This is a genomic window from Azospirillum sp. ST 5-10 (assembly GCF_051225715.1).
Taxonomy (GTDB): Bacteria; Pseudomonadota; Alphaproteobacteria; order Azospirillales; family Azospirillaceae; genus Azospirillum.
Genome location: NZ_JBPJSP010000031.1, coordinates 1 through 24800, shown reverse-complemented (window position 1 = coordinate 24800; position 24800 = coordinate 1). Strand labels below are relative to the sequence as shown.

Genomic DNA, 24800 nt, shown 5'->3' with positions numbered 1-24800 from the left:
GGGAGGCGCAGCGTTGATTCCTGAGGGCGGGCCGAAGGCCTGAGGACGGGCCGAAGGGCGGGATGCCCAGGGACGGCGCGGATGGACGAGACGGACCCCGTGGCGGCAGGCAACCGGCTCCTGCTGACCGACTACTACCAGCTCACCATGTTCCAGGCGTACCACGCGCACGGCCTGACCGACACGGCCGTGTTCGAGCTGTTCGTGCGCAAGCTGCCGGCGCGGCGCGCCTTCCTGATGGCGGCCGGGCTGGAGCAGGCGGTGGCGTTCCTGGAGACCTTCCGCTGCCCCGAGGAGGATCTGGACTGGCTGGCGCGCGAGCGCGGCCTGCCGGCGGCGACCGTCGACCGGCTGCGCGGCCTGCGCTTCACCGGTGACGTCGACGCGATGCCGGAGGGCACCGTCTTCTTCGCCCACGAGCCGGTGCTGCGCGTCGCCGCGCCGCTGCCGCAGGCCCAGCTCGTCGAGACGCGCCTGGTCAACCTGATCCATTTCCAGACCGTCGTCGCCAGCAAGGCGGCGCGCATGGTGCTGGCCGCCGGCGGCCGGACGCTGGTCGATTTCGGGCTGCGCCGCGCCCACGGCGCCGAGGCCGGCCTGCTGGCGGCGCGGGCCAGCCATCTCGCCGGCTTCGCGGCGACCGCCACCACCCTGGCCGGGCGGTGCTACGGCATTCCCGTCGTCGGCACCATGGCCCATTCCTTCATCCAGGCCCACGACAGCGAGCGGACCGCCTTCGAGCATTTCGCCCGCGCCCGCCCGCAGGACCTCGTCCTGCTGCTCGACACCTACGACACCGAGGCGGCGGCGCGCACGGTGGTGGAGATGGCGCCGCGGCTGGCCGCCGACGGCATCGCGGTGGCCGGGGTGCGGCTCGACAGCGGCGACCTCGGCGCGCTGGCCGCCGCCGTGCGCCGCATCCTCGACGCCGGCGGCCTGGCGGCGACCCGCATCCTCGCCAGCGGCGGCCTCGACGAGGACGCCATCGCCGCCCTGGTGGCGGCCGGCGCGCCGATCGACGCCTTCGGCGTCGGCACCGCCCTGACCACGGCCGCCGACGCGCCGGCGCTGGACTGCGCCTACAAGCTGGTGGAGTACGCCGGGCGGCCGCGGCGCAAGCGCTCCCCCGGCAAGGCGACCTGGCCCGGCCGCAAGCAGGTGTTCCGCCACCACGACGCCGCCGGCCGCATCGCCGCCGACCGCGTCGCCCTAGCCGGAAGCGACGGGGCCGGAAGCGACGGGGCCGGAAGCGATGGGGCCGGAAGCGATGCGGCCGGCGGGCGGCCGCTGCTGGTGCCGGTGCTGCGCGGCGGCCGGCGGGTGGCGCCCCTGCCGGCGCTCGCCGCCCTGCGCGCCCATGCCGCGGCCGAGCTGGCGTCGCTGCCCAGGCCGCTGCGCGCGCTGGACGCCGCCGGCACCCTGGCCGCGGCGATCGACCCGGCGCTGGACCGGCTGGCCGAGGAGGCGGACCGGCTGGCGTCCGGAGGCCGGCCATGACGGCGATGTGGCTGGCGCCACCGCCCCGCCGTCCGGCGGAGGCCGACGGCCCGACGGCGCCGGCGCCGATCGCCCCGTGCGGGACGGCCACGCTGCTGTGCGTGGAGGAGCGGATGCTCGTCGCCTGCGCCGGCTTCGCCGCCGCCTGGATGGCGTTGCGCGACCGCCGGCGGGACGGTCAGCGCTTCAGCGTCAGCAGGTAGGCGACGAGGTCGTCGGTCTGCTCGCGGCTCAGCCGGATGTTCGGCATGACCGGGTGCGAGGTCTGCAGGTAGCTGCGCAGGGCCATCTCCGTCACGCCGGGATCGCCCATCCGCTCGATCAGGTCGGGGCCTTCCGGGAAGTCCCCGACGGGCTGGTCCGGCAGGACGACGTGGCAGTCGGCGCACAGCTCGGCGGCCAGCGCCCGCCCCGTCGCAGCACTCCCCGGCCCGTCCTCCGCCGCCAGGGCGCCGCCGCCGGCCAGCGCCGCCGTGCCGCCCACCGCCAGCGCCGCCACCATCCCCGCCATCGCCATGAGACGCAGCATGGTCGCCTCCCCATCGTCGGGGCCGGGGCCCCTCTCCCGCTCCGGGACAGGGCGGCCCGGGCACCCGTGGACCAGGATAGGCGGATCGCCGGCGGCGCGGCTTGATCTGGGTTAACCGGCCCCCCGGCCGCCGTTGCGGTAGATCGCCTCGACGAGCTGCATGGCCTTGAGCGCGTCGGCCGAGGTGCCGTCGGCGACGGGGCGGCCGGCGCGTGCGGCGGCGAGGAAGTCGTCGACCTCGAGCGCCCAGGAATCGTCGCGGTCGAAGAAGATGACCTCCTCGCGCGGCCGGCCCGCCGACTGCGGGTCGCCGGGGCCGGGACGGCGGGCGTAGGTCAGGCTCTCGTCGCCGTAGGAGCGGGTCGAGGAGAGGATGCCGTTCAGGTTGACGTAGCCCTGCTCCAGGCAGATCTCCAGGGTGAAGCGGTGCTTCCACTGGGTCGCCGAGGAGTGCAGCAGGGCGACCTGGCCGGCGGCGCTGGTGAGGATGGCGAAGGCGTTGTCCTCCAGCGGAATGTCCCAGAACATGGTGCGCACGACGCTGCGCACGTCGACGAAGTCGCCGCAGAACAGCCGGAACAGGTCCAGCATGTGGATGCCCTGGTCGAGCAGGATGCCGCCGCCGGCGAGCGTCGGGTCGGAGCGCCAGATCCGCGGGAAGTCGTCGCCGCCCGACTTGCCGTAGACGCCGCGCAGCCACAGCGGGCGGCCGAGATGGCCGCTGTCGACGATCGCCTTGGCCTCGACGACGCCGTAATGGTAGCGGTGGTTGAAGCCGAACTTCAGCACGCGGCCGGGGTTGCGCCGCTCGGCGGCGATCATCCGCTCGACGTCGGCGACGCTGCGGCCCGGCGGCTTCTCGCAGAACACGTGCTTGCCCGCGTCCAGCGCCGCCTCCACCACCTCGGCGGCGACGCTGTTGAAGGCGCAGACGAACACCGCGTCCACCGCGGGATCGGCGACGACGGCGCGGTGGTCGGCGGAGAAGCGCACGCCCGGCGGCGCCGCGGCGGCGTCGAGGTCGCTGACGTGGACGAGGCGGGCGTCGCCGCGCCCGGCCAGGCACTCCGCCCGCGTCCGCCCGACCTTGCCGTAGCCGACGATGCCGACGCCGAGCGGCCGGGAGTCCGCGGTCGCGGCCGGGGTCACGGGCGGGGTCACGGGCGGGGTCACGGGCGGCGTCACGGGCGGCGTCACGGGCGGCACGCCGTCACCACGAGGTGGGAGCTGAGCAGCGCCTCCTGGAGGAAGATCTGCAGCCGTTCGCGGGCGAAGGCGTCGCGCCGCTCGAAGAAGTAGGCGAGGACGCGGGGCAGGTCGCCGGCGGCGCCGGCGCGGTAGGCGCGTTCGATCATCTGCACGTCGAGCTGGCCGGGGGTGCTGAGGTCGAGGATGGTGAAGCCGTGCCGCTCCAGCGCCGCCTGGATGCCCTCGACGGTGGGCAGCGTCAGGTGCGACAGCGGCAGCAGGCGCGCCTTGTCCCACAGGGTGAGGACGTCGAAGCCGCTGCCCGAGCGCATGCCGAGCGTGAGGAAGCCGCCCGGCACCAGGGCGCGCCGCGCCGCCGCCAGCAGGCCCGGCAGGTCGGCGGTGTGCTCGACCACGTCGAAGCCGGCGACGACGGCGGCCGCCGCCTCCGGCAGCGCCGCCGGGTCGGCGACGCCGGGCACCGGCCCGAGGCCGAGGGCGGCCAGCGCCTCGGCGAGGTGCGGCCCGTCGGGGGCGAGCTCGACGACGGCGTGGGCGGCGGGGTGGCGCACCCGGGCGTGCAGCGCGGCGAGGCGGTCGGCCCGCCGGCCGGCGATGCGGCGGCGGTGCGTGTCGACCGCCGCGCGGTAGGCCGGCGAGGCGAGGAAGCGGGCCAGCGGCGACCGGGCGGCGTACCAGTCCAGCAGGTCGGGCGGCGGCCGCGGGCTGAGGTAGAGGGTGCCGCAGCCGGCGCAGCGCCGGTGGGTGAAGCCGCCGCGCGCCAAGGTCTCGGCGGCGTCGGCGCGGCCGCAGCACGGGCACGGCACGTCGGCGAAGCGCTCGCCGTCGGCGAGCACCGCCGCCTCCGCCGCGGCCGTCAGGCGGGCCAGCTCCGCCGCCGTCTCGGCGGGGTGGACGAGCGTCTCGTCGAGACCGTCGAGCACCGCCGTGCGCCTCATGCCGCCCCCCTCCCCGCCCGGCCGCTCGCGCCGCCGTCATGCCTCTTCCCATCGCGCAATTGTCCGCGCTATGCAAGAGGCGTTGTCGGCAACAGCCGTGGTGGCGGCGGGGGGACCGGATGCCGGATGCGAGCGCCTTGGCGGACCTCCTGCGGCGGGCGATGGACGCGGGCACGGTGGTGGCGGACCTGCCGGAGGCCCTGGCGCCGCGCACCCTGGCCGAGGCGGAGCGCGTCCAGGACGCGCTGCTGGCCCATCCCGGCACGGCGGTGGGCGCCTGGAAGCTGGGCGCCACCAACCGGCCGGCGCGCGACGCGCTCGGCCTCGACCGCCAGTTCATGGGCGCCGTCGCCGCCGACCGGGTGCTCGCCGCACCGGCGCGGATCGCCGCGGCGGCGCTGCGGCAGACGGTGATCGAGGGCGAGATCGCCTTCCGCTTCGGCCGCGACCTGCCGCCGCGGCCGGGCGGCCATGACGCCGCCGCGGTGCGCGCGGCCGTCGCCTCGGCGCACGCCGCCATCGAGGTGCCGGCCAGCCGCTTCCCGGCGCTGGGCGCCTTCGGCGGCTGCGCGCTGGTCGCCGACCACGGCGCCGCCGGCTGGCTGGTGGTGGGTCCGGGCGGCCCGCTGGGCGACCCGGCGGACTGGGACGACCGCGCCGTCGCCATGACGGTGGACGGGGCGCCGGCCGCCGCCGGCACCGCCGCGGCGATCCTCGGCACGCCGTTCGGCGTGCTGGTCGAGCATGTCCGCCAGGCGTCGGCGCGCGGCATCACCCTGCGCGCCGGCCAGTACGTGGCGACCGGCAACGTCGCCGGGGTGGGCGCCCTGGCGCCGGGCGGCACGGCGGTGGTCACCGTCGCCGGCCTGGAGCCGGCCGCCCTCACCCTCGTCCCGGCGGGGCCGGAAGGGCCCGCCCCGGCGGAGCCGGAAGGGGAGGCCCGCCGATGACCGCGACCGTCGCCGTCCTGTCCCGCTCGTTCTCCGCCCATCCGGTGCTGCGGGCCGAGCTGCTGGCCCGCCATCCCGGCGCCCGCTTCAACGACAGCGGCCGCACCCTGGCCGGTGCGGAGCTGCTGGCGTTCCTGCGCGGCAGCGAGCGGGCGGTGGTGGCGCTGGAGCGCATCGACGAGCCGCTGCTGGCGGCCCTGCCGGAGCTGCGGGTCATCAGCAAGTACGGCGTCGGCCTCGACAACGTCGACCTCGCCGCGGCGCAGCGCCACGGCAAGCGGGTGGGCTGGACGGCGGGCGTCAACCGCCGATCGGTGGCCGAGCTGGTGATCGCCTTCGCCATCGCCCTGCTGCGCCACGTGCCGCAGGCGCACCGCGGCGTGCTGGCCGGCACCTGGCGCCAGTGGACCGGCCGGCAGCTCAGCGACCGCACCGTCGGCATCGTCGGCTGCGGCCACGTCGGCAAGGACGTGGCTCTGCTGCTGCGCGCCTTCGGCTGCCGGGTGCTGGCCCACGACATCCGCGACTTCCCGTCCTTCTACGCCGCCCACGGCGTCGAGCCGCGGCCGCTGGAGGCGCTGCTGCGCGAGGCCGAGGTGGTGACCCTGCACCTGCCGCTGACCGAGCGCACCCGCGGCCTGTTCGACGCCGCGCGGCTGGCGCTGCTGCGGCCCGACGCCGTCCTGATCAACACCGCCCGCGGCGGCATCGTCGACGAGGCGGCGCTGGCCCGCGCCCTGGCCGAGGACCGGCTGGCCGGCGCCGCCTTCGACGTCTTCGGCGTCGAGCCGCCGCAGGACACGGCGCTGCTGCACCATCCCAACTTCCTGGTGACCCCGCACATCGGCGGCAGCGCCGCCGAGGCCATCCTCGCCATGGGCCGCGCCGCCATCGCGGGGCTGGACGACGCGCGGGAGGCGGAGGAGTTCTTGCCGGACCGGCTGATCGGCTCCTCCCATTAGGGAGTGGAGTTGCGCGTGCTCCCTCCTTTGACGGTCGCTGAAGCACTCAGAGAAAGGAATTCTGTCTCGTACTCAAGGAGGTTTCGAGTGCGATATCCTTCTATGCTTTTGCCTAGCGTCGAGATGGTGAGCGGAACGAACACTGGATCTACGCTTGGATCCAACCATTTTTTTAGCTCATTGATGATCGGCGCTGCCGACGCGTGACCAACCACCAGCCATGCGTCGATTGCAAGAAGCGGTTTCAAGCCTAGGTCATGTAATATTTCAGACCATTCTTGCCTTCTCTTGCTAAAGTTCGGCCTGAACCATTCAGTGAATATGGCAACCCCATCGTTTCTTAGGGATCGGAGATGATTGTGTGAATCAATAGGGGGTCTGTTCGTATCCCCCACAAATAAAAGAGACTTTGACTCGCGATCATGCCCACTGCCGCCAATCATGACAATGTCAGCTACAGCTCCCTCTGCCAGACAAGAAAGAATTGATTGATCCCGAGGTGTCAGGTTGCCTAGACAGCCGGCAATATGAGATTGCTTCCGAGTCAACAGTATTCCAGAAATCGCACCAGTGAGCTTAGCATCAGCTTCGGACAGTCGATCTGGTGCAGATGGTGGATACTTCACTTTTTGGCAAGCCAGGCAATGTGCGCTGGCCATTCTTTTCCCAAAAACATGTTCTGGGACTAATGTTTTCAAAGCCTCTGACACCGCAGCGGCAGCTTCTTGATGCATCTCGGGCGAGCCATAATAGTCCATTCGCCTCCTAAACGTAGTTCCATATCTTGCCTGCCCAGGCTCCCCAGTGAAACGATTGACGTGCAAAAGAGGAAGGCCAGATTTCGAAATGACTTCAACATATCGGTCAACAAATCCCATGATGTTATTTATCATATTGTCGTTGACCAACTGAGGAAAGCCCCCACAAAATCCATCATAAGAAGAAGAATCCTGGATATATTTTGGCTCCCTGCTCGCAAACCACAAAAGAATTTTCTTTGCACTTATTTTGCTAAGAAGGTCTTTCATTTCGGACACCCAGGTCCTCTGCATCTCGGAACACAATTTTATCGCTAAATCCCTGTCGCCATGCTGAAACATGCTCGGAAAAATGTCGTTCTCGTGTATTGTTGGCGAATCTTCTGGCGCACCAACCAACTGAAATACATTGTTTCCAAACATCCTGTTATGATACATAGAATTTCCGCAAGACCGCGCCGTAAAAGTATGAATGACGACGGCAGATGATTTATTGAGATACTCGATAATATGCGGTCTATCCAGGTAGTACCGGGGTCCAACAGCAGATGTAGAAAGATTAAATACGTTAACCTTCGCCATATCCGCGACTATATTTGCAAAGCAGTCGTCTGCATGACGACCAAATGTATGCGCAGGACCAATGAACGCTATATACTCTCCTTCTTTCAAAGGCCTTGGATCGGGGCCACGCAGAAATCCGACGCCTGGCAAGAAACAAATGTTGTATTGGTTCACCATCCAGTCAGATATCTGATATATCACAGCGATACCTCCTCTCAAACATACCTGGTTATACTATCCTTTATGCGCCCACAGCACCCGACCAATGCGCTCAAGATACTGCATTACTTCATTACGGTTCTGAAATCTTTCTATAGGAGCTTCCGGGTTTTGTTTCTTTAGGGCACTGCTAAGGGCAAACTCTGCGCTTAGACCAAGAAATTCTACTATATCCGTATTTGCCTTAGGAGTAAGCAGATCTTCATAAGAAAGAAAAAGAACGTTTGGACGACCAGCCAATCTAGTCCGCATCTCCTCTGTTAACCTGTCTACGTACGCTCGAAAAGATGAAAATTCTGTCTCATCAAAGAGCACTGATGTAGTTTTTCTATTCGGAGACGTAGTATGCCATATGTTCGTTGCCTTTCCTATTTCGACTGACGAATACATCGCAAGCCGATTTTCGCGCTCCAAGAATAATATATGTATATCTCTGCTGTCGACAATGTAATCTATCGCATCTTTGGCATGACCGAGGAAAATTTTAAATCCAACCACATCATGAATGGGAGTTTCACTGTATACCCATTCAATAAATCTAACATGTGATTGCTCTCTCCATTCCTTTACGTCGACACCAAGAGACTCTATAGAATGATCAGGAAGATTCACCCAAGCATTTTTTGGGTGAAATATCTCTCCATGGAAATGCGCGTCTGGATGACTATGGATCATTGTTTGGAGGAAATTTGTACCGCTTCTAGCCATCCCAAATATAACAGCCTTTTTCATAACCGTCCCCGCCCTATCCTCACCCAAACAATGCTTTTGTATAGCAAATTTTATCATTTACGTCCATATGCTCCACTCGGATCGAAGGCCGAGCTGCTAAAGCAAACCGAGCGGCAGATACATTGTACCGAAAATACCATAGGTGAAGCATCCTGCGGATGCGAACATGCTATACCAGCACTTAGTCAAAATAATCTCATGTTATCGCGCCCGTCACGTCGTTGGCACCCCCGAGCGTCGGACGGCTTACGATTGCTCTCCTCAATAAGGCGTCAAGAAGGAATGAAATTTCCAGGCGCCAACTCTCTTATGCGGCTACCGGCTGACCTATCGCAATCCGCCGCTGGGGCTATTCGGCTCAATACATCTGTCCAACCGGTAATAGTCACTCGGAAATCATTTTCTGACAAATCGCCGTGGTTTATCACGCGGTCCAAGAGCACATTATCAGGAACGTTGTCCTGCTTTGGAGGATCAACGAACAGCAAACTGACCAGCGCAGCGGGGAAACTCTGCTGGAGGATGTCGAGCAAGTCGATAGCATCTCCGGAGGCACGCTGGTCGGCAGCGTTAGGTGATATACTACCATGCTGCCTTACAAAAAGAATTTTATCACCCGCATCATGCTGAAAGAACCGGCTGCAAAGTTTTTGGTATTTTTCTTTCGCCTCAGAAATATAATTCCGCCAGTCGTCAGTAATGAGGCCGTCCTGGCCGCGTGGAAAATCATGATGGTGCCTGATGCCGTACCGCTTACACAGGACGGTTTTACGGTCCTCTGACCTTTCAATATCCTTGAAGAGTTCAGAAAATTCGGTACGGAGGCAACTCAGGACGGCCGAAAACGGCGTGACCCACCAGTCGAACGGATAGGCACGGTCAAACCCGAAATGACGCCGTAGATGCCATGCTACTGCGCAGTTGCCACCAAGGCTGACGATCCGGTCAAACATCATGCTGTAATCCGAGTCGCTGCTGCGTCGGCAACCTCCGCAGCCACGATGTGGCGATAGATCCGATCGAAAAAGTGACGCATCCGCTTGTCGTCGCGCTGGTATGCCCAGGAGTACCAAGGCAGCGATGGTTCGTTCCATTCCGCCGGGCCGCTCGGACGGCCGTAGAAATCGCGGATCTCGTACTGCACACTCGAAAAGAAGCCGAAGAAATCCTCCTTGGTGTACCCGTATGTAGCCGCGGCCGATGATCGGCCAACCTCGAAAACAAGGATCGGCTTAGATGTCGTAAGTATGCGCTGTGCACCGATGAGAGTATGGAACTCACCCCCTTCAAGATCCAGCTTCATAAAGCTGATATCTACATCGGGAGCAATCAGATCATCAAGCGTAGTCGTGGGAACAGTGACGCTGACGATGTCGTCTTCGTCCGTCAGTCCATGCCGCCTCCGGATGCCGCTCATGGCAGCCCGGCGGCGAGCGTGCTGAAACTCGACGGTCGGAGATGCCATGTGGATCTCGTTGGACGTCAGCGCCCGGTTAATGACCGCCACCTGTGGAAATGGGGCATAGCCGTTGCGTAGAGACTCCGCCATGTCTGGCAGCGCCTCGACCGCGAAGACCTTTCCAGCCAGCCCGACAGCATCCGCCATCGGTCGAGTATGCCTACCGGCGTTAGCGCCACAATCCACAACGGTGTCGCCGTTGCGCAGCAACGCCCGATAGGTCATCTCGATTATGGCTTCCATACGGTTCGGGGTGGCGGCCAGCACCTCAAACCACGCTTGCGGATTGAACTCGTACATCGCGCCGATCCTCGCGGTGAGAGCTCTCATACCGCCATGGTACTTCGTTGGCGTCAAGTCGCTCACCCCACTACGTCCGGAGAGACATGCTGTACGGGCCGAATCACGTTCTACATAAAGCCCATCACGCCATTGATATCGGCGAATCGCAGTTCGCCCAGCCTTCGCGCCGGCTGCTGTCCTGGGGCAATCGCTGTGGACTACCGTCCATCTCCGAAGGACCGTCAGAGTTCCGTGCCGTCGGAAATTAGACCTAGCGTTGCTAATGCCGTAAGTAGTGACTGCAACGCCGCGCTCCCTCCTCGGCTTCCAGTTACGTTCAGCTTCGGTTGCGGCGTTGCACCGTAGAAGCCAATGCGCCCCGATACAGTCTCCAGTCGCACACCACCGGTTCCCTTTCCGTACAGGGCAAGCGTTGCACTTCCAGAAGCGGCATTGGCGTAGAGCGCCGGACTGGTGATCGCAGAACCAACCGCTTCTATCCATGAGGTGGCGCCGGCGATGTGCGCGATGCGCATCTGCCGACCGCCGGCCGTGTCAAAAGAGATGCCTCCGTTCCCCTTGCCTTGCAGCCGCAGAGACACGTCGCTATCCCCGCCCTGGGCGGCCACGGTGACGAACCCGTTGCCGGTCACGCTCCCGGCCACCTGCACCCAGTTGGCGGCGTTGGCGATCGGCACGACGCGCAGGCTTTCCAAACCCGGGGCGCCGCCGAGGCTCACCGACCAGGACGCCACCCGGACCCGTTCGGTGCCGCCGACGGCGATCCCGACCACGTCCTCGGCCGGGCGGAAGGTGCCGGTGTCGGGATCGCCGGCGAAGGCGAGCGACGGGGCGGCGGCGCTGCCCGGCGGCACGCGGACGGTGCCGGCGAACTGCGGGTTGGCGAGCGGCGCCTTGGTCGGGTCCTCCAGGCGGTCCGGGCGCGGCGTGAAGCGGTACGCGGTCTGCATGGCGTCACCCGTAGAAGCCGAGGGAGACGAGGCAGTCCACCGGCGCCACCAGCCCCAGCGCGCTCACCGCCTCCAGGGTGCGGGCGCCCGGGTTCAGCTCCGGCGCGGCGCCGCCCAGCGCGTCGCCGGCGGGCAGCGCCGGCACGCCGTCGTACTGCACCCAGACATTGCCGGTGGCGGCCAGCAGGACCTGCCGGGCGCCGGCCGGCACCGGCACGCTCTTGGCGATCCCGGCGCTCAGCGCCACCACGCAGCGGTGGGGCGGCGGGTTGATGACGGCGGTCGGCCGGCCGGAGGCGTCGGCGGCCTGGCGAATTTCCTGCATCGGGCTCTCCGTCGTGGCAGGGCGCACACGAAAACGCCCGCCGCCGGCGGGAACCGGGGCGGGCGCACCTGTGCTGGGAACCCCACGAGGATAACAGGACATAAGTCCTATTTCAAGCCCCGTGCACGATCGCGAACAGCGCCTCGGCGATGCGCAGGTCCTCCTCGGTCTTGATGACGTGGCCGGCCATGCGGCCCACGGGATGGAAGCCGACCCGGCCGGCGTAGGTGGCGCAGCCGCCGGCCCGCGCCGCCGCCAGGTAGGGGTCGCGGCGCCACCCCGTGATCGACCAGACGATGCGCTGGATGGGATCGAGGTCCTGGGAGTTGGTCTTCTCGGCGTAGGTGAAGTTGACCGGCCGGCCGCGGTAGGCGCACTCCAACTGCTCCTCCACCACGCTCAGCAGCACGTCCCAGCCGCCCTCCTCCATCGCCCGGACGAAGCCGCGGACGTCCTCCACCGTCAGCAGCGGGGCGATGGAGTGGACCTGGAACAGCCGGTCGCAGTCGTGGTGCTCCAGGAACTCGGCGACGAACTGCTCGCTGGTCGCGCGGTTGTCGCCGAGGTGCTCCGGCCGGCGGTGGAAGCGCGCGCCCTCGGCCTCGGCGACGGCGCCGAAGTCCGGGTGCTCGGAGTTCACCCACACCTCGTCGAACACGCCGGCGGCGTGGCACTTGCGGATGGCGCGGACGATCAGCGGCACGCCGTGCAGCTCGCGCAGGTTCTTGCGGGCGAGGCGCTGGCTGCCCATGCGGGCGGGGATCATGGCGACGGTGGTCATCGGGGCGTCTCGCGTGGCTTTCAGAACGCCCGCTCGCCGACCAGGGCGGCGGGCATGTGGGCCTGGCGCAGGAACTGCGCCAGCACGTGCATCAGGGCATGGTGGGCGTCCTCGACGATCCCGTAATTGTGGCAGGGCACGTGCAGGCCGACGTCGGCCAGCCGGGCGGCGCGGCCGCCGCCGAAGCCGGTCATGGCGATGGTCGGCATCCCGTTCTCCATGGCCCAGGTCAGGGCGCGCACGACGTTCTCCGAATCGCCCGACGAGCTGACGGCGATCAGCGCGTCCTCCGGCCTGGCCAGGCTGCTGAGCTGATAGCGGAAGATCTCGGCGTAGTCGATGTCGTTGGCGATCGCGGTGATCAGCTCCACCTGCGTGCTCAGGCTGACGATGCGCGGGGTGAGCGCGGTGTCGCTCCGCAGGCCCTTCAGCACGTCGCAGGTCATGTGGTTGGCGATCGCCGCCGAGCCGCCGTTGCCGCAGACGTAGAGCGTGCCGCCCCGCGCCGCGACGTCGCGGATCAGCGCCGCCGCCCGGCCGAGCGCGGTGCGGTCCACCGCCAGGGCGGCGCGGTGCAGCCGCTCCATGTAGTCGGCGAAGAAGACGTCGATGTCGCTGTAGGGCGCTTCGGGAAATCGCGGGCTGGGCACGGGCGGAACCTCCGGCAGGGCAGCGGGCACGGGACGATGGGGCGGCGGGGGGCGGCGGCTCAGGCCGGCACGGCGACGCGGGTGCCGGTGCGGGCCGACGGCGCCGGCGCCGGCGCCTCGATGCGCAGCGCGCGCAGGCCGAGGCCGAGCGGCCGCGTGTCGTCCCCCAGCCCCAGCGCCGCCGGCGAACAGGGGGTCCGGATGCGGAAGGCGAGATGCAGGCGGCGCCGGCCGTCCAGCAGGGCGCGCGGGCACGGCGCGCGCCATTCGCCGTCCGCCGCGCCGAGGCGGAGCGTCCAGCGCGCCACCGCGGTGCCGTTGGCGAGCACCTCGACGGTGACGGCGGGGTGCCGCTCGGCGACGAAGCCCTGGCCCTCGACGATCACCTCCAGGTCGCCGGCCGGCGCCTCGGCCAGGTCGCCGGCCGGCGGCCCGGCGAGATCGAGGACGAGGCTCGCCTCGCCGTCGGCCGACCAGGTGCCCCACGCCTCCGGGTGCGACCAGCCGGCGCCCAGGCAGCCGACGCCGGTGCCGCCCTCGGCGAAGCGGAGCGTCTCGCCGAACCGGTAGGGACGGCCCAGGCGACGCCGGCACCAGTGGGCCTCCGCCTGGCGGCCCAGCCGGTCGCAGCACGCGGCCAGCGCCGCCAGGGCGCCGCGGTGGCCGGGGTCCAGGGCGACCGCCTGCCACAGCGCCTTGGCCGCCTCCTCGAGCTGGTTGCGGGCGACCAGCGCCTCGCCGCACAGCCGATAGCCCTCCGCCGACGCCACGTGGGGTCCGGCGGCGATGCGCGCCGCGTGCAACAGCGCCAGCCACGGGTCGGCGCCGGCGAGCGCGAGGCGCGCCGCGAGCCGGGCGTAGTGCGCCCGCTCGGGCGCCAGGCCGGCCGCCCGCTCGACGAGCTGGCGGCCGATCTCCGGCTCGCCGGCCTGCGCCATGGCGCTGCCGAGCGCCGCCAGCACCGCCGGGTCGTCGGGCGAGTCGCGCCGCGCCTGGAAGAGCCCGGCCGGGTCGGCGGCGAGGGCGCGGTCGCGCGGCGTCTCGTCCAGCGGGTCGTGATCGGGGGCGTCGTGATCCCCGACGCCGTGATCCGGGGCACCATCGCCCGGAGCCGGCGCAGGGTCGGCGGGGAGCGCCCGCCAGCCCATCGCCGCGTCGAGCGCCCGGTACACCGCGGCGCCGTGGAAGCGGGTGGTCGCCAGCTGCCGCGCCCCGCGGTGCAGGGCCCGCCAGCGCTTCTCGTCGCTGAGCAGGGTGACGCAGGCCGCGGCGAAGGCCGCCGGCCCGTCGGCGGTGATGGCGAAGCGGTCGGCGTCGTCGCGCAGCCCGTCGACGGCCGGCGGCAGGCAGACGCTCGGCAGGCCGAGGCAGACCGCCTCGACCGTCTTGATCTTCAGGCCGGTCCCGGCGACGCACGGGTTGACGGCGACGCTGGCGCCGCGGGCCAGCGCGTAGAGGTCCTCGCGCTCGACCTCGCCGTACAGCTCGACGCCGGGCAGGTCGGGGGTCACCGCCTGACAGACGCGGCCGCACACCAGCAGCCGGGCGTCCGGCACCGCGGCGGCGACGTCGAGCCAGCAATTGTCGATGAACCACAACAGCCCGGCGACGTTCATCGGGTTGGCGCTGGCGTGGTAGAGGAGCGTGCGCCGCGCGAAGGCGTCCTCGCCGACGGCGTGGCGCGCCATCTCCTCGCAGCCGTCGTACTCGCACAGGACGATGGGGTTGCGCACGCCGATGGCGCGGAAATGGCGCTCCTCGTCCTCGGAGATGGCGGCCACCACGGCGCCGGGAACGGCGTCCAGCGCCTCGCGCTCCAGCTCCGGCGGGCAGGCGCGGTACATGCTGTCGAACGCGACGTCGCCCAGCCGCAGCGGCAGGCGCGACAGGGCGTCGTGGGTGACGATGCAGACGGGCGGCAGGGCGACGAAGGGCTCCAGCTCCTTCACCACGCGCACCATGTGGTGGTAGTTGCAGACGACCGAGGCGTAGGTGTGCGTGCGCACCAGCGCCTTGGCCGCCTCCACCGTCTCGTCGCGGACGATGAAGAACGGGTGGTAGCGGTTCAGCCCCTCGGCGACGAAGGCGTTCACCGGGCTGAGGGCGCGCCCCAGCTCGCCGGCCGCCTTGGCGCGGGCGCGCACCTCGGCCGAGCCCTCCCAGTTCGGGAAGGGGACCTGGACGATGCGCACGCGGCCGCCGAAGGCGTCGACGGTCTCGCGCACGTCCGCCTGGCCCTGCAGCACGCAGTCGACGTCGTAGCCCAGCCCCACCAGGTGGGCGATCAGGTTGCGGGTCACCACGCGGTTGCCCTGGGTGGCCGGAAAGGGCGGGACGAGGGTGAGGAACAGCACGCGCGGCCGGTCGCCCCGCGGCGCGGGCGGGGCCGCCGGCAGGGCCCGCGCCGCGCCGCGGGCCTGGCGGACCAGCGCCAGGTAGAGCGGGTCCGCCGCCGGGAAGGCCGGCACCGGGAACAGCGGGCGCACCGGCACGCCGTCCTCCTCGCCGAGCAGACGGGCCCAGCCGGGATGGCCGTCGCGGGCCGGGTCGAGGGCGCCGTCGACCAGCACGGCGGTCGCCGCCCCCGCCCGCTCGACCGCGACGACCCGGCGCGGCCCGCTGCCGGGGAAGTCGATGCAGGCGCCGGGCGCCAGGCGGTCCGGACAGGCGGCGGTCGCCACCAGCAGGCCGTGGCGCCGGCCGGCCGGGTCGCGCAGGATGCCGCGGCGCCAGCCGCCGCCGTCGCGCGCCTCCGGGAACAGCAGCGCCTCGTCGGCCGCCGGCACCCGGACGATCTCGACCGGCCGCGGGGCGCCGTCGCCGACCGGCCCGATCGGGCCGTCGAGCCAGAGGACCCGGCCGCCCTCGGCCTCCTCCGCCGCGACCACCGTGCGCTCGCCGCTCGCCGCGAAGCGCAGCACCGTGCCCGGCCGGAGCGCGGCCGACGCCGGCTCGCCGGCCGGCAGGAAGAAGCCGCGGCGGTGGCGGTCGCCGCGTTCCAGCGTGACGCCGCGCAGCCAGCCGTCGCCGCTGCGCTCGGCCATGGCGAAGCGCGACGGTAGGTCGCCGCCGGCCCGCGGCGGCACCACCTCGACCGCCGCCGGCGCGCCGTCGAGAAAGGGGTTGAGCGGGCGGTCCACGTAGACGTTGACCACCGGCGCCCGGCGCTCGGTCTTGACCACCCGCCGCAGGCCGCTGTGCGGGAAGCGCAGCACGGTGCCGGGGGCGAGGCCCAGGCACGCCTCGCCGCCCTCGGTGACGAACGCCGACGGCGTCTGCACCGAGCCGAAGCGCGAGATCCCCCGCGTCCAGTAGGCGTCGTTGAGGTTCTTCACCTCGAGGCGGACCGGCGGGGGCGGCGGCTCGGCGGCGGCGGGGGTGACGGTCGCGCCGGCGGCCGCGGCGGCGGGGGCGGCCGCCTCGCCGAGCCAGCCGTCGATGCCGCCGACGACGTGGCCGTTGGCGAGCAGCAGCAGGGCGAGGCCGCCGGCCGGCACCTCCGCCGTCGGCAGGCGCAGGCGGAACTCCGCCCGGTAGCCGCCGTAGCCCGGGTGCCGCCCGGCGAGGTCCCGGCGTTCGCCGGTGACGGCGGCGATGGACCAGCGGCGGCCGTCGGCGCTCGCCGCCACCTCGTCGGGCTGGCGGTGCGCCAGCACCCAGCCGCGCACCGCCGCCCCCTCGCCGTCGCGCTCGCGCTGGCTGGTGCCGTGCACCGTCGGCAGCGGGGCGGGCGTCTCCTCCGGCACGGTCAGCCGGAACGCCTGCTCCAGCACCGGCGCGTCGCCGGCCAGCACGCGGCAGGTCACCTCGGCGACGCCCGGCGCCAGGGGCAGCAGGGCGTGGAAACGGTAGGTGCCGCCCTGCGGGCCGGCGTCCACCGGGCGCAGCAGGCCGCCGACGACGCGGTCCCCGGGCAGCCGCACCTCGACGGCATCGGCGGCCGCCACGGTCGCCACCATCCCCGACAGGGCGACCCGCCCCTCGGCCGTCGGGCCGAGCGCGGTGACGTGGCAGGGAAACTCCGGCAGCGGCCCGCGGTCGGCCGGCCCGGCCAGGCGCGGCGGGGTGCCGGCGAACGGCCCGGCGACGCAGCGCAGGGGCCGGGCGGCGCGCGGGCGGACCACCGCGCCGTGGCGCAGCAGCAGCTCGGCCAGGGCCTCGGCCCGCTGGCCGAAATGGGCGAAGCGCCGCACCGCGGCGCGCAGCGCGGCGGGGAGCGGCGGCTCGGCCAGCAGCCGCGCCGCCTCGCGCGACAGCGCCGCCGTGTCGCCCACCGGCGCCAGCCCGGCGACCGCCCCCACCGTCTCGCGCAGCACCGGCAGGTCGTAGCCGGCGGTCGGCGTGCCGCAGTAGGCCGCCTCGATGGGCGGATAGCCGTAGCCCTCGAAATGGGTGGGGAACAGCAGCAGCCTGGCCCGGGTCAGCAGGCGCAGCTTCTCGGCGTCGCTGATCCGCGTCATCACCTCGGGGCGGCAGCCGGGCACGGCGCCGAAATGCTTGCGGACCTGCAGGAGATAGGCGGGGTCGACGTCGCGCCCGGCCACCAGCACCAGCCGCTGCCCGGCCAGCACGGCGGGGTCGAGGCCCAGCAGGTCGCGCCCGCCCTTGTGGGCGTCGCCCGGCCGCACGAAGGCGACGACCAGGTCCTGCTTCTCCAGGCCGTCGAAGCTCTCGGCGAGCGGCGAGTTGATCGGCGGATACCAGACGTCGTGGCGGACCGAGGCGTACGGCGAACGGTAGAAGGCCCGGGCGTGCGCCAGCGACTCCCGCGTGCTCGACAGGACCAGCGCCCCGTCCAGGCAGCTCCGGCGCCACGCGTCCCACAGCCGGGCGTCCCGCGGACAGGGCGACAGGGCGTTGAACCAGTTGGCCGATTCGAAGTTCAGCAGGACCATCCGGGCGCCCGCCGCGGCGCAGTGGTCGGCGGCGGCGGCGTAGAAGTCGGGCAGGAAGATGCCGGTGGGCACCAGCACCACCCAGTCCTGCGGCTCCGCCTCGACGCCGGAGCGGAAGTCCGGCGCGACCACGTAGCGCACGCCCGACGGGGCGAGCGGCGCCAGGTCGCGGTCGAAGGCCGGGACGTGGTCGGTGACGACGGTGACGCGGCAGCCAGCGGCGGCCAGCGCGTAGGCCATGATCAGCGCGTGGTAGCGCCCGCCCGAATAGGCCTTCGGGTCGTTGGTGGCGAAGACGGTGACGGAGGTCGGGCTGCCCATCTCAAGCCTCCACGTTCGCGGGTTGCCGGCGCGCCGGGCGCGCCGGGGTCGGCGCCGCGCCGCCGGCGCGCCCGCCCGGCGCCACGGCGTCGAAGTCGGCGCGCTCGAAGATCTCCAGCAGGCCGCCGCGGGTGGCGTTGCGGATCCAGCCGCCGCCGCTCTCCATCAGCACCCGGGCGGCGAGGAAGGCGGGGCAGATGTCGCGGAAGCTGGGCGGGCACCAGGGGCGGTTGCTGCGGTAGTTGGGGATGAAGTGGTTGTTGTCGCCGGTGGCGGTGCGGAACTTGTCGCCGCTGCCGGAACGCTCGTAGACGAACCGGAAATCGGCGCCGTAGACGTGGAAGGTGCGGATTCCCATGAAGTAGGCGAGCTGCATCGCCACGAACAGCGAGGAGCCGCCGGGGCTGACGAACTCCGCCGGATCGAACGAGAACAGCGGCGGGTGGTGGGCGATCTGGCGCAGCCAGACGAAGTCGCCGACGAGCTCGGGCGGCTCGGCGTCGGCGACGAAGACGGTGCCGCCGGAGCGGTCGACGATCTCCTGGCCGAAATCCTCGATCATCTGGCGGTCGCCGGTGACCGTGTAGGTCGGCCGCAGCGCCGTCATCCCGTGCGCCAGATGGAAGCGGTTGAAGCCGAAGGTGATCTCGCCGCGCAGCCGGTCGAGGTCCTCGGGCCGCACGCTCGGCCCGTTGCCGATCAGCCAAGCGGTGCGGCCGGCGTGGACGTCCCGCAGCCCGGCCAGCCGGCGGGAGCTGGGAGGACGCGGCTCCCACAGCGGCGCCAGCGGCCCGAAGGACTGGCCGGCCGCGGCGGCGGCGCCGGGCCGGAGGTGCAGGCGCCGGCCGCCGTCCGCCGCCGGCTCGTAGGGCTGGTAGAAGCCGGCCAGGCGCAGCGCCGGCCGCGCCGTCGGCACGGTGCCGGCGAGCGCCGCCGCACCGCCGCCGCCGTCCAGGCCGGCCGTGGGCTGGCCGTCGGCCGCGGCGAACCAGCCGAGGCCGCCGAGGCGGCGCTGCCCGGCGTCGCGCGTCAGGGCGATCAGGCCGGCCCGCTCCTCGACCGGCTCCCAGGCGTCGCCGCGCTCGTCCAGCACGGGAGCGCCGTAGGCCTGCATGCGGACGCGGACGTCGGCCGGCGCCACGTCGGGCGGCAGCACCGCGACCGCCTCCACGAGCTGGGTCGGGCGGCCGCGCCCCGGCGTCCAGCCCACCGTCGCCGCCGCGTTGGCCAGCTCCGCCGGCGGGTCGCCGGCCATCACCACCGCGCCGTCCAGCGGCACGGCGGCGCGCACCTGCAGCCGCACCGACAGCAGGCGGCTGAACGGGTTGAAGGTGGCGGAGCGGGCGACCACCGCCGCCCCGCCGCCGGCCCGCGGCGCCGGCCGGGCCGGGGCCAGCCCGAGCTCGCGCAGGCGCTCGCCGACGAGGCGGACCACCGCCTCCTGGGAATAGGCCTCGCGCACCAGCCGGAAACCGGCCAGCCCGATGGCCTCGGCCCTGGCCGGGTCGCGCAGCAGCCCCTCCACCGCCGCCTCGAAGGCGCCGGGGTCGTCGGCCACCACGCAGTCCACCCCCGGGGTCGCGGCGATCCCCTCGATGCCGACGGCGGTGCTGACGACCGGGCGGCCGGCGGCCATCGCCTCGAGGATCTTGATGCGGGTGCCGCCGCCCACCGCCAAGGCGACCGGCACCACCGAGGCCATGGCGAGATAGGGGCCGACGTCGGGCACCGGCCCCACCACCCGCACGCCGGGCAGGCCGGCGGCGGCGGCGCGGATGCGGTCGGTCGAGCGGCCGACGAGGTGCAGCGTGTGGGCGACGCCGCGCGCCGCCAGGCGTCGCGACAGGGCGATGAGGGCCAGCGCCGCCTGCTCGTTGGGCCGGTAGCCCATCTGCCCGACATAGACCAGGTTGCCGTCGCCGTTGGGCGCCAGGGGCGCGGTGACGTCGACCGCGTTGGGCACGGTCCGCGCCTGGGCCAGCCCGAGCGCGTCGCGGAAACGCGCGGCGTCGATCTCGGAGCAGGCCCAGAGCTGGTCGGCCAGCGGCAGGTAGGTGCGCTCCAGGAAGGCGAAGCGGTCGGCCACCAGGGTCGCCCAGCGCCGCTCGGCCGGATCGGCGGCGGTCGCGGCGATGGCGCGGTACAGCGCCGAATCCAGGTTGTGCGGCCCGAGGACCGCCCGGTAGCCGAGCGCCTTCATCCACGGCAGCAGCCCGGCCAGGCTGGTGTCGCACAGCACCACCAGGTCGGGGCCGAACGCCCGCACCGCCGCGGCGAGGCGGGCCGCCCGGCGCTCGTTGAGCTGGTGCCGGTCGAAGGCGTCGGCGCGCGCGAGGGACCGCCACAGCTCGGGCCACGGCTCGGCATCCTCCGCCCGCCCGTTCAGCAGCGGGCCGGCCTCCCACAGGCCGGCCACCGCCGCACGCTGCGGATCGGCACGGAAGCGGCGGCGGGGAAACAGGGCGCCGCCGCCGGCGCGCAGCAACTCCCGCTCGCGGTAGGGCGGGGTGTCGCCGACCACGAAGGCCTTGACCTCGGCGTGCGCCGACAGCGCCCGCCAAAGATGATGCGCCCGCAAGCGCCCGCCACGATCAGCCGGAAGGGGTGAATTCGGCGTGACGTACGCGATGCGCATGGGCGCTCCAGCCACAAAATTATCGATCCGCTCTCCCTTTATTATGCCGTGTACGTGGGCAATCGCCCGTTGTCTAGGAAAATCTTTCCTGGTTCGCCCTCAGCCTCTGGCTGATCTCTTGCCGTGGACTTGTCGTTTGCAAGTCACTCTCCCTGTATTTGCAACTGTACTTCGAGAATGCCACGGTATGCACGGCCCCGGGCAAAGATAGTTTGCGTCAAAAGCCGGACGATCTTGAAGAACAGAGCGGCGCGGTCCGGCACGAACGCTGGCCGGAGCACATGGCGCCGGCGGCCGCCGCGGCGGTTTCATGAATGGAACCGGCGCCGAGGATTTCCGCAACACCGGTTCCGGTTCCGCACTCCGCCGCCCCGCCGCGGCGATCTTGTCGGCGCGTGTTTGGGCATCGCGACGGCCGCCCAAGCGCGCGCCGCCTCCTGCCCAATTTCCGTGCAGGTTCCCCGGCGGGTCACGGCGGCGGGCCACGGCGGCGGCCCGCCGCGCCGCCGCGCCGCGGTGGCATGCCGCTTGCTGCGGTGGCGGAGGGCTCCGCGGCCCCGCCGCCCGGCCGCGGCCGGCACCCGCCAGCGCAGGAGTCCCGCCGATGACCACCGTGGCCTTACGCGTCCCGACGGGGAGAGCGATGGGAAACGCCCGCCGTTCCACGGAACCGCCCGAGCCCCTGCCCGCCGCCGCCCGCTTCCGGCGCTCGGCGCGGCTCTGCCGCATCCGCGACCTGGAGCAGCTCTCGGCGCTCAGCGACCTGGTCCGCGACATCGGCGCGCTGATCCACGCCCTCCAGAAGGAGCGCGGCGCCTCCTCGATCTTCCTCGGCTCCAACGGCGGCCGGTTCGCCGAGCGGCTGGGCCGGCGCATCGCCGAATGCCGCAGCCTGGAGGAGGTGGTGCGGGCACGGCTGGAGCACGTCGACGAGCGGCTCGACCGCATGGGCTCGGGCGCGCGCTTCTACGGTCGGGTTGCCGACGCGCTGCAGGCGCTCGACGGCCTGGCGGCGCTGCGCGGCCGGATCGCGGCGCTGGCGCCGGCGCCGCTGGACGCGGTGGCCGCCTTCACCGGGCTGGTCGGCCGGCTGCTGGCGGTGGTCTTCGAGGCGGCCGACATCGCCGCCGACCCCGCCATGTCGCGCGCCCTGGTCGCCCTGGTCCATTTCATCCAGGGCAAGGAGTACGCCGGGCAGGAGCGCGCCAACGCCGGGGCCGCCTTCTCCCGCGGCGTCTTCGACGACGCCGACCGGCGCTGCCTGCTGCACCTGATGGCGGCGCAGGAGCGGGCGTTCGGCGTGTTCGCCGAGTTCGCCGAGCCGGGCCAGGCCGCCCGCCACCGCGCCGCCCTCGCCATCCCAGCGGCGGCCGACGTCGAGCGCATGCGCCGGGCGGCGCTGGCGGGCGCCGGCGCCGCCGTCGCCGCCGAGGCGTGGTACGAGCGGGCCACCCTGCGCATCGACGCCATGAAGGCGGTGGAGGACGCGCTGGTCGAGGACCTGCGGCGCCTCTGCGCGACCACCCTGGCGGCGGCGCGGCGGGAGCTGGAGCGGGCCGACGCCGGGGCGGGCGGCGGCGCCGACGCCGCGGCGGCCGCGCCGGTCGCCATGCTGGTGATGGACGCCGACCCGGCCCTGGCGGGGAGCGGGGCCGACGACGGCGCCGGCCTCTACACCCTCGACGGCGTCCGCCCGCGGCTGATGCGCTCGGTGGCCGACCTCATGCACGCCCAGTCCCGGCTGCTCCAGGACATGAGCAGCCAGCTCGAGTCCGCGCGCACCGCCCTGCACGAGCGCAAGGTCGTCGAGCGCGCCAAGGGCCTGCTGATGAGCAGCCGCGGCCTCTCGGAAAAGGACGCCTACGCCCTGATCCGCCGCACCGCCATGAACCAGAACAAGCGCATCCTCCAGGTCGCCGAGGCCATCGTCAGCATGGCCGACATCCTGGGCACCGCCGGCGGCGGCCCGGACGCCGGCTAAGCAGGTTTTCCGACCTCCGCCCACCTTTGGGCGGGCTCGGAAAACCTGCAAAACCATAGAGTCCGCAGCTTTGCCTGGCCGGCGCCGTCACGGCGCCACCAGGCCGAGCAGCGCCCCCTTCACCGCCGCCTGGATGCGCGTCGCCACGCCCAGCTTGCGGATGGCGTTGTCGATGTGGAAGTTGACCGTGCGTTCCGACACCGCCATCAGCACGGCGATGTCGGCCGACGACTTGCCGCGCGCCGACCAGGTCAGCGCCTCCGCCTCGCGCTCGGTGAGGCGGACCTCCTCGCCGGGGCGCGGCGCGCCGCCGGTGCGGGCGAGGCGGCCGCGGACGATCTCCACCAGCAGCTCGAAGTCGATCGGCTTGGTGACGTAGTCGTCGCACCCCAGGCGGCGGCCGCGGATCTGGTTGTCGCGGGCGCCATAGGCGGTGAGGAACACGAAGGGCACGTTGCGCACCGCGGCGCTGCCGCCGCGCACCCGCTCCAGCACGGCGAAGCCGTCGAGACGGGGCATGTCAATGTCGCACAGCACGAGGTCCGGCTTCACCGCCTCCACGGCCCCCAGCCCGGTCTCGCCGTCGGCGGCGGCGTGGACGGCGAAGCCGGCCTCGGCCAGCTCCTCCTCCAGCAGCTCGCGGGTGCCGGGGTCGTCCTCGATGCAGAGGATCCTACTGCGGTGCGTCATGGTGGACCGGGTCCGTCGTCTTGGGAATCAGGGGAAGGCGCACGGTGAAGGCGGTGCCGCCGCCCGGCCGGGACTCCACGGCGACGCGGCCGCCGTGCAGGGCGACGTAGCGCTCCACCAGATAGAGGCCGATGCCGGCGCCGCCGACGCCGCCGCTGTTGCGGCCGCGGAAATAGGGCTTGAACAGGCAGGCGATCTCGTTGGGCTCGACGCCGACGCCCTCGTCGGCGACCCGCACCACCGCCTCCACCCCCTCGGTCCAGCCGGCGACCCGCACGGTGCCGCCGCAGGGCGAGTACTTCACCGCGTTGGACACCAGATTGTCGAAGACCTGGAGCAGCAGGCTGGCGTCGCCCGGCGCCGCCGGCGGCAGGCGGTCGAGGTCGAGGTCGAAGGCCGGGGCGCCGGGGCGCTCGGCGTAGGGCTGGGCCGCCTCCACCAGCAGCGCGGCGAGGTCGGTGGGGCCGGCGTGGGCCATCGCCTCGCCGCTGCCGGCGGCCGACGACAGCTCGATGCGCTCGACGATGGCGCTGATGCGGTGCACCGCGGCGCGGATCTTGCCGGTGCGGGCCACCACGTCCGCCGGCTCCAGGGTGTCGGCGAGCTTGCCGAGCCGGTAGGCCTGGCCGTCGATGGTGGTCAGCGGCGTCTTCACCTCGTGGGACAGGATGGCGATCAGGCGGCGCTGCATGTCGGCCTTGCCGCGCTCCACCTCCAGGCTGCGGCGCAGCGCCGCCTCGGCGCGGTGGCGGGAGTGCAGGAGCTGGGCGAGCAGCCACAGGCCGACCACGGCGATGGCGCGGTTGACGACGAACGCCGCGGTGGTGGCGTCGCCGGGCTGGACGGCCAGGCCGGCGACCGCCAGCAGCGACGCCGACGCCGCATAGAGGAACGGGGTCCGCGCGTCGATCAGGGTGGCGAGCAGCACGGGGGCCGCGTAGGCGAAGCAGATCGACACGCTCTCGGCGTGGGTGAGGAGGTCGGCGGCGAACACCGCGGCGGTCAGGGCGAGCGCCCCGGCGTGGAGACGGCGGCGCCGGCGGGCCGCCTCGCCGCCGCCCGGCACGGCGTCGGGCGGGGGGATGGCGGCGGCGCGGACGGAGGGCGGCGCGCCCGTCCACGCCGCAGCCCCGTCCCGCACCGCCGCCCCGCCGTCCACCGTCATCGCCGTCCTCCACCACCGCAGCCATCCCGGGCGCCGCCCGCTTCCCTGATATGGGGGCTGCGGCGGGCGCGTCGGGGGGTGGGAGGCGGCCCGGTGGAGGTGCCACCACCAGACCCCGGCCCCTCCCCCCCGGTGACCGGGGGAGAGGGAGGGGACGGCCCCCGGCACCGGCCGCCCGGTGGGCGGGAGGTCGGCCACCGGTCAGGTCGTGAACCAGTCGCCGGCGACGTCGGCGGCGCGGATGCCGGTGAGGGTCACCTGGTCGCCGGTGTCGAAGGTGACGACCG

20 protein-coding genes are annotated in these 24800 nt (G+C 71.4%); 5 read left to right on the top strand and 15 right to left on the bottom strand.

All coding sequences use genetic code 11. The features are described 5' to 3' along the window. The first annotated feature begins 81 nt into the window (after nucleotides 1–81). A complete protein-coding gene (locus ACSBPG_RS25835) occupies nucleotides 82–1497 on the top strand; it encodes a nicotinate phosphoribosyltransferase (protein ID WP_435540116.1) in 1416 nt (471 codons plus the stop codon). Beyond that, nucleotides 1494–1700, top strand: a complete 207-nt coding sequence (locus ACSBPG_RS25830) for a hypothetical protein (RefSeq protein ID WP_435540115.1) — start codon at nucleotides 1494–1496, stop codon at nucleotides 1698–1700. The genes ACSBPG_RS25835 and ACSBPG_RS25830 overlap by 4 nt, the downstream gene beginning before the upstream one ends. On the opposite strand, the gene ACSBPG_RS25825 is transcribed toward ACSBPG_RS25830, so the two are convergent. The 3 genes from ACSBPG_RS25825 to ACSBPG_RS25815 form a co-directional block, all read right to left on the bottom strand. Continuing rightward, a complete protein-coding gene (locus ACSBPG_RS25825) occupies nucleotides 1676–2026 on the bottom strand; it encodes a c-type cytochrome (RefSeq protein WP_435540114.1) in 351 nt (116 codons plus the stop codon). The two genes, ACSBPG_RS25830 and ACSBPG_RS25825, sit on opposite strands and share 25 nt — an antisense overlap. 111 nt (nucleotides 2027–2137) lie before the next feature. After that, nucleotides 2138–3187: a Gfo/Idh/MocA family protein gene (locus tag ACSBPG_RS25820; RefSeq protein ID WP_435540113.1), complete on the bottom strand. Its 1050-nt coding sequence runs from the start codon at nucleotides 3185–3187 to the stop codon at nucleotides 2138–2140. Nucleotides 3188–3219: 32 nt separating this feature from the next. Then, nucleotides 3220–4173 carry a hypothetical protein gene (locus tag ACSBPG_RS25815; protein WP_435540112.1) on the bottom strand — a complete coding sequence of 318 codons (954 nt, stop codon included), beginning with the start codon at nucleotides 4171–4173 and terminating at the stop codon, nucleotides 3220–3222. Between the two features lie 137 nt (nucleotides 4174–4310). Between ACSBPG_RS25815 and ACSBPG_RS25810 the strand changes: the two genes are divergently transcribed. Then, nucleotides 4311–5123 (top strand): fumarylacetoacetate hydrolase family protein, encoded by an 813-nt coding sequence (locus ACSBPG_RS25810; protein ID WP_435540111.1) that lies wholly within the window; start codon nucleotides 4311–4313, stop codon nucleotides 5121–5123. Then, nucleotides 5120–6085: a phosphoglycerate dehydrogenase gene (locus ACSBPG_RS25805; protein WP_435540110.1), complete on the top strand. Its 966-nt coding sequence runs from the start codon at nucleotides 5120–5122 to the stop codon at nucleotides 6083–6085. The genes ACSBPG_RS25810 and ACSBPG_RS25805 overlap by 4 nt, the downstream gene beginning before the upstream one ends. Here ACSBPG_RS25805 and ACSBPG_RS25800 read toward each other — a convergent pair. The 10 genes from ACSBPG_RS25800 to ACSBPG_RS25755 all read right to left on the bottom strand — a co-directional run bounded on the left by ACSBPG_RS25800 (nucleotide 6082) and on the right by ACSBPG_RS25755 (nucleotide 20677). Beyond that, nucleotides 6082–7584, bottom strand: coding sequence for a DUF6473 family protein (locus tag ACSBPG_RS25800; RefSeq protein WP_435540109.1), 1503 nt, complete (start codon nucleotides 7582–7584; stop codon nucleotides 6082–6084). The genes ACSBPG_RS25805 and ACSBPG_RS25800 overlap by 4 nt on opposite strands. 57 nt (nucleotides 7585–7641) lie before the next feature. Beyond that, nucleotides 7642–8358, bottom strand: coding sequence for a sulfotransferase domain-containing protein (locus tag ACSBPG_RS25795; RefSeq protein WP_435540108.1), 717 nt, complete (start codon nucleotides 8356–8358; stop codon nucleotides 7642–7644). A 272-nt stretch (nucleotides 8359–8630) separates the two neighbouring features. After that, nucleotides 8631–9314, bottom strand: coding sequence for a DUF1796 family putative cysteine peptidase (locus ACSBPG_RS25790; RefSeq protein ID WP_435540107.1), 684 nt, complete (start codon nucleotides 9312–9314; stop codon nucleotides 8631–8633). Next, nucleotides 9311–10117, bottom strand: a complete 807-nt coding sequence (locus ACSBPG_RS25785) for an FkbM family methyltransferase (protein ID WP_435540106.1) — start codon at nucleotides 10115–10117, stop codon at nucleotides 9311–9313. Before ACSBPG_RS25785 ends, ACSBPG_RS25790 begins: the two co-directional genes overlap by 4 nt. Before the next feature lie 224 nt (nucleotides 10118–10341). Continuing rightward, entirely contained in the window at nucleotides 10342–11070 is a 729-nt protein-coding gene (locus ACSBPG_RS25780; protein WP_435540105.1) for a hypothetical protein, read from the bottom strand. A gap of 4 nt (nucleotides 11071–11074) precedes the next feature. Continuing rightward, nucleotides 11075–11395, bottom strand: a complete 321-nt coding sequence (locus tag ACSBPG_RS25775) for an NAD/NADP transhydrogenase alpha subunit-like protein (RefSeq protein WP_435540104.1) — start codon at nucleotides 11393–11395, stop codon at nucleotides 11075–11077. A gap of 112 nt (nucleotides 11396–11507) precedes the next feature. Continuing rightward, nucleotides 11508–12176 (bottom strand): cytidylyltransferase domain-containing protein, encoded by a 669-nt coding sequence (locus ACSBPG_RS25770; protein ID WP_435540103.1) that lies wholly within the window; start codon nucleotides 12174–12176, stop codon nucleotides 11508–11510. A 20-nt stretch (nucleotides 12177–12196) separates the two neighbouring features. Beyond that, nucleotides 12197–12826, bottom strand: coding sequence for an SIS domain-containing protein (locus tag ACSBPG_RS25765; RefSeq protein WP_435540102.1), 630 nt, complete (start codon nucleotides 12824–12826; stop codon nucleotides 12197–12199). Between the two features lie 59 nt (nucleotides 12827–12885). Beyond that, nucleotides 12886–18042 carry a glycosyltransferase gene (locus tag ACSBPG_RS25760; RefSeq protein WP_435540101.1) on the bottom strand — a complete coding sequence of 1719 codons (5157 nt, stop codon included), beginning with the start codon at nucleotides 18040–18042 and terminating at the stop codon, nucleotides 12886–12888. A 1-nt stretch (nucleotide 18043) separates the two neighbouring features. Beyond that, complete coding sequence (locus ACSBPG_RS25755) at nucleotides 18044–20677, bottom strand: glycosyltransferase (protein ID WP_435540100.1); 2634 nt, start codon at nucleotides 20675–20677, stop codon at nucleotides 18044–18046. A 643-nt stretch (nucleotides 20678–21320) separates the two neighbouring features. On the opposite strand from ACSBPG_RS25755, the gene ACSBPG_RS25750 reads away from it, so the two are divergent. Then, nucleotides 21321–22658, top strand: a complete 1338-nt coding sequence (locus ACSBPG_RS25750) for a nitrate- and nitrite sensing domain-containing protein (RefSeq protein WP_435540099.1) — start codon at nucleotides 21321–21323, stop codon at nucleotides 22656–22658. A gap of 87 nt (nucleotides 22659–22745) precedes the next feature. Here the strand turns inward: ACSBPG_RS25750 and ACSBPG_RS25745 are convergent, their stop codons facing one another. Continuing rightward, a complete protein-coding gene (locus ACSBPG_RS25745) occupies nucleotides 22746–23348 on the bottom strand; it encodes a response regulator transcription factor (RefSeq protein ID WP_435540098.1) in 603 nt (200 codons plus the stop codon). After that, entirely contained in the window at nucleotides 23332–24513 is a 1182-nt protein-coding gene (locus tag ACSBPG_RS25740) for a sensor histidine kinase (protein ID WP_435540097.1), read from the bottom strand. The genes ACSBPG_RS25745 and ACSBPG_RS25740 overlap by 17 nt, the downstream gene beginning before the upstream one ends. Nucleotides 24514–24800: the final 287 nt, after the last annotated feature.

Coding starts and splice junctions, on each gene's coding strand:
- ACSBPG_RS25790 (WP_435540107.1), bottom strand. CDS start 9,314: ATGATGTTTGACCGGATCGTCAGCCTTGGTGGCAACTGCGCAGTAGCA.
- ACSBPG_RS25825 (WP_435540114.1), bottom strand. CDS start 2,026: ATGCTGCGTCTCATGGCGATGGCGGGGATGGTGGCGGCGCTGGCGGTG.
- ACSBPG_RS25830 (WP_435540115.1), top strand. CDS start 1,494: ATGACGGCGATGTGGCTGGCGCCACCGCCCCGCCGTCCGGCGGAGGCC.
- ACSBPG_RS25750 (WP_435540099.1), top strand. CDS start 21,321: ATGGGAAACGCCCGCCGTTCCACGGAACCGCCCGAGCCCCTGCCCGCC.
- ACSBPG_RS25770 (WP_435540103.1), bottom strand. CDS start 12,176: ATGACCACCGTCGCCATGATCCCCGCCCGCATGGGCAGCCAGCGCCTC.
- ACSBPG_RS25745 (WP_435540098.1), bottom strand. CDS start 23,348: ATGACGCACCGCAGTAGGATCCTCTGCATCGAGGACGACCCCGGCACC.
- ACSBPG_RS25805 (WP_435540110.1), top strand. CDS start 5,120: ATGACCGCGACCGTCGCCGTCCTGTCCCGCTCGTTCTCCGCCCATCCG.
- ACSBPG_RS25800 (WP_435540109.1), bottom strand. CDS start 7,584: ATGGTGAACCAATACAACATTTGTTTCTTGCCAGGCGTCGGATTTCTG.
- ACSBPG_RS25835 (WP_435540116.1), top strand. CDS start 82: ATGGACGAGACGGACCCCGTGGCGGCAGGCAACCGGCTCCTGCTGACC.
- ACSBPG_RS25755 (WP_435540100.1), bottom strand. CDS start 20,677: ATGCGCATCGCGTACGTCACGCCGAATTCACCCCTTCCGGCTGATCGT.
- ACSBPG_RS25785 (WP_435540106.1), bottom strand. CDS start 10,117: ATGTACGAGTTCAATCCGCAAGCGTGGTTTGAGGTGCTGGCCGCCACC.
- ACSBPG_RS25780 (WP_435540105.1), bottom strand. CDS start 11,070: ATGCAGACCGCGTACCGCTTCACGCCGCGCCCGGACCGCCTGGAGGAC.
- ACSBPG_RS25775 (WP_435540104.1), bottom strand. CDS start 11,395: ATGCAGGAAATTCGCCAGGCCGCCGACGCCTCCGGCCGGCCGACCGCC.
- ACSBPG_RS25740 (WP_435540097.1), bottom strand. CDS start 24,513: ATGACGGTGGACGGCGGGGCGGCGGTGCGGGACGGGGCTGCGGCGTGG.
- ACSBPG_RS25815 (WP_435540112.1), bottom strand. CDS start 4,173: ATGAGGCGCACGGCGGTGCTCGACGGTCTCGACGAGACGCTCGTCCAC.
- ACSBPG_RS25760 (WP_435540101.1), bottom strand. CDS start 18,042: ATGGGCAGCCCGACCTCCGTCACCGTCTTCGCCACCAACGACCCGAAG.
- ACSBPG_RS25795 (WP_435540108.1), bottom strand. CDS start 8,358: ATGAAAAAGGCTGTTATATTTGGGATGGCTAGAAGCGGTACAAATTTC.